The 3,343-nt window shown below is 67.5% G+C and carries 4 protein-coding genes; 2 read left to right on the plus strand and 2 right to left on the minus strand.

Features of this window, described 5'->3' with window-relative positions; translation table 11 throughout:
• Positions 1–272: DNA ligase LigA-related protein (locus tag VF697_RS29965; RefSeq protein WP_414641356.1), on the minus strand; the 272-nt coding region annotated here is incomplete at its 3' end.
• A gap of 309 nt (positions 273–581) precedes the next feature.
• Between VF697_RS29965 and rho the strand changes: the two genes are divergently transcribed.
• Together rho and VF697_RS29975 are read left to right on the plus strand one after the other, a co-directional pair.
• Positions 582–2,204, plus strand: a complete 1,623-nt coding sequence (gene rho, locus VF697_RS29970) for a transcription termination factor Rho (protein WP_331100246.1) — start codon at positions 582–584, stop codon at positions 2,202–2,204.
• 11 nt (positions 2,205–2,215) lie between these two features.
• Positions 2,216–2,530, plus strand: a complete 315-nt coding sequence (locus VF697_RS29975) for a hypothetical protein (protein ID WP_331100247.1) — start codon at positions 2,216–2,218, stop codon at positions 2,528–2,530.
• 9 nt (positions 2,531–2,539) lie between these two features.
• Here VF697_RS29975 and VF697_RS29980 read toward each other — a convergent pair.
• A partial coding sequence (locus VF697_RS29980) for an AI-2E family transporter (protein WP_331100248.1) occupies positions 2,540–3,343 on the minus strand: 804 nt, incomplete at its 5' end.

Genomic DNA, 3,343 nt, shown 5'->3' on the forward strand with positions numbered 1-3,343 from the left:
TTGAAGACGTTGGCCAACGAGAGCATCGGGGCGCGGTGGACCACCTTCTCGAACTTCTCCGCCGCGGCGCCGCCCACCCGCTGGGTCGGCGAGTCCACGGTGATGAGGTCCGGGTGGCGGGCCTCCAGCTCCTGCAGCTCCCGCATGAGCCGGTCGTACTCCGCGTCACTGACCTCCGGCGAGTCGAGCACGTAGTAGCGGTGGTTGTGGTGGGCGAGCTCGCGGCGGAGCTGCTCGGCTCGGGTGGCGTCGGCGGTCTTCGAGGAGTTCACAGGTGAAGGCTCGGCGGCTGGACTAAAAATGAACGGCGGCGGTTGCCTGGCTGGGCAGGCAGCGAGGATGCCTTGACAGCTCCGGAGGTGGTCAATAACCTCTTGCGGCGGCTCATGAGGGTTGTTGTCACACCTTCAGGCGCCATCTCTTCCCAGTGCAAGGTTCCACCACTCGTGAGGTCCCGGCAAGAGACGGGAGCCCGGGTGTCCCCCTGAGGGTGTTTCGCGTTTCGCGTACCCCACGGACATTTCCCACGTCTTCGCCGTGCGCGCCCCTGCCGGGCGCCCGCCAGCAACCCCCCCTGAATCATGGCCAAAGCGCGTTCCCCCAAAGAGAAGGTCCTGGAAGTCGTTCCCTCCGAAGAGGAGAAGCCCAAGCGTCGCACGACGCGGGCCAAGACGGCGGACCGGGACGACACCGAGAAGCCGGCGCGTCGCCGGACGGCCGCCCGCCGGGAAGAGGACACCGAGGTCGAGGCCTCCGAGTCCCCCGAGGTCGTCGAGACGCCGCGTCCGGTGCTCACGCCCATGCCCTCCCACCCCGTACGGGACGAGGAGTACCAGGAGGTCCGCGCCGCCGAGTCGCACGAGGAGCCCTCCGCGCAGTCCGCCGCTCCCGAGCTGGTCGAGGCCCCCGTCGTCACCGAGGTGACGCGCGACGGCACGGCCATGCAGGTCATCACCCTCAATGACCTGAAGCGGATGAAGATCACCGAGCTGGCGAAGATGGCCCACGACTTCAACATCGAGGGCTACCAGGGCCTGAAGAAGCAGGACCTCATCTTCGCGCTGCTGTCGGGCATCGCGGACAAGCGGTTCGAGGTGCACGCCGAGGGCGTGATGGAGCTGCTCAGCGACGGCTTCGGCTTCCTGCGCAGCTCGGACAGCGACTACCAGCCGAGCCCGGACGACATCTACGTGTCGCCCTCGCAGGTGCGCCGCTTCAACCTGCGGCCGGGCGACACCGTGACGGGCCCCATCCGCCAGCCGCGCGAGGGCGAGCGCTTCTTCGCGCTGCAGAAGGTGGACAAGGTCAACTTCACGGACCCGACGTCCGAGGCGGCCCGCGAGCGCATCCTCTTCGACAACCTCACGCCGCTCTACCCGACCCGCAAGCTCAAGCTGGAGCACGAGGGGTCGGAGATGACGACGCGCATCATCGACATGTTCTGCCCCATCGGCCTGGGCCAGCGCTGCCTCATCGTGGCGCCGCCCAAGGCCGGTAAGACGGTGCTGCTGCAGAACATCGCCCACGCCATCTCGAAGAACCACCCGGACGTCTACCTCATCGTGCTGCTCGTGGACGAGCGCCCCGAGGAAGTCACGGACATGGAGCGCAACGTGCGCGGCGAGGTGGTGAGCTCCACCTTCGACGAGCCCGCCACGCGTCACGTCCAGGTGGCCGAGATGGTCATCGACAAGGCCAAGCGCCTCGTCGAGCAGAAGTACGACGTGTGCATCCTCCTGGACTCCATCACCCGTCTGGCGCGCGCCTACAACACGGTGGTGCCGGCCTCGGGCAAGATCCTCTCCGGTGGTGTGGACGCCAACGCGCTGCACAAGCCCAAGCGCTTCTTCGGCGCCGCGCGCAACATCGAGGAGGGTGGCTCGCTCACCATCATCGGCACCGCGCTCATCGACACCGGCAGCCGCATGGACGAGGTCATCTTCGAGGAGTTCAAGGGCACGGGTAACTCGGAGATCGTCCTGGACCGCAAGCTGATGGAGAAGCGCATCTTTCCGACGCTGGACATCAACAAGTCCGGCACGCGCAAGGAGGAGCTGCTGCTCAACCAGTCGGACCTCATCCGGGTCACGGCGCTCCGTCAGGTGCTGCACCCGTTCACGCCGATCGACGCGATGGAATTTGTGCTCAAGCACATGCGTCCGACGGCTTCGAACGCCGAATTCCTCGGCTCGATGAACCGCTAAGGAGTCGACCTATGCGCCGCACCCGCTCTGCTTCCCTCGTCGCCCTCGCCCTGGGGGCGGTGCTCGGATGGGCCGCCGGGTGCGGTCCGATCGACGACGACTTCAGCGACAACCCGGCACCGCTGTCCAACCGCGTCTGCTACACGGACTCGGACTGCATGGGCAACGCGTGCTGCGGCAAGGGCACCAACCCCACCCACGTCCAGGACGGACCCAACTGCAGCGGCGTGCGGTGTGACGGCACGTGCCCGGCGAATGGGCTCGACTGCGGGCGCTGCCTCGTCATCTGCCGCGACTCGCGCTGCGAGGCCGCCTGCCAGGGCTGAGCCCCGGGACTACGGCTTGGGCGGCTCGACGGGCTCGAACACGAGCCCGCTGGACCTCGGCTGCGCCTTGAGGCGGGCGTAGTCGAAGCAGGCCACCACGATGGCGGCCACGGGCACCGCGAAGAGGGCGCCCACCAGTCCGAAGAGCTTCTCGCCGGCGATCAGGCTGAAGGCCACGAGCACCGGGTGGATGCGCGCCGCCGAGCCCATGATCTTCGGGTTGAGGAAGTAGGCCTCCAGCGCGTGGATGCCGACGATCCACAGCAGGATGGCCAGGCCCTTCTGGAAGCCGTCCGCCAGCGCGATGAGCACGATGGGCACCGAGCTGAGGATGGTGCCGAAGATGGGGATGAGGCTGAAGAGCGTGGCGATGGTGGCCAGCAGGAAGGCGAACTTCACCCCGAACAGCACCAGCCCCAGCAAGGTGAGGGCGCCGTTCACCAGGCAGATGGTCACCTGGCCGCGCACGACTCCGGACAGCGCGCGGTCGATGCGCTCGAGCAGCAGGCGCGCGTCGGCGGAGTGCTCGGCGGGGATGAGGCTGGTGAGGTAGTGGACGATGGCGTGCGCGTCGATGGAGAAGAACGCGGCGACCATCAGCATGAAGAACATCATGAACACGCCGGCCAGCACCGACGTGATGATGTTGCGCGACACGGTGACGATGTCGCCCAGGTGCTCGCGGGTGAAGGCCGTCAGGCTCGCGGCGCCATCCTGGAGGAGCTTCTCCAGGTTCAGGGCGATGCCGCTGGTGGGCACCCCGGAGCGGAGCTCCTGGGGCGAGGTGATGGCCACGGGGATGCCGTTGGCCCG

The organism is Archangium sp. (genome assembly GCF_036388035.1).
Lineage (GTDB): Bacteria > Myxococcota > Myxococcia > Myxococcales > Myxococcaceae > Archangium.

Bases quoted from the DNA above. Each gene is read 5' to 3' on its own strand.
- VF697_RS29975 (WP_331100247.1), top strand. From the start codon at position 2,216: ATGCGCCGCACCCGCTCTGCTTCCCTCGTCGCCCTCGCCCTGGGGGCG.
- rho (WP_331100246.1), top strand. From the start codon at position 582: ATGGCCAAAGCGCGTTCCCCCAAAGAGAAGGTCCTGGAAGTCGTTCCC.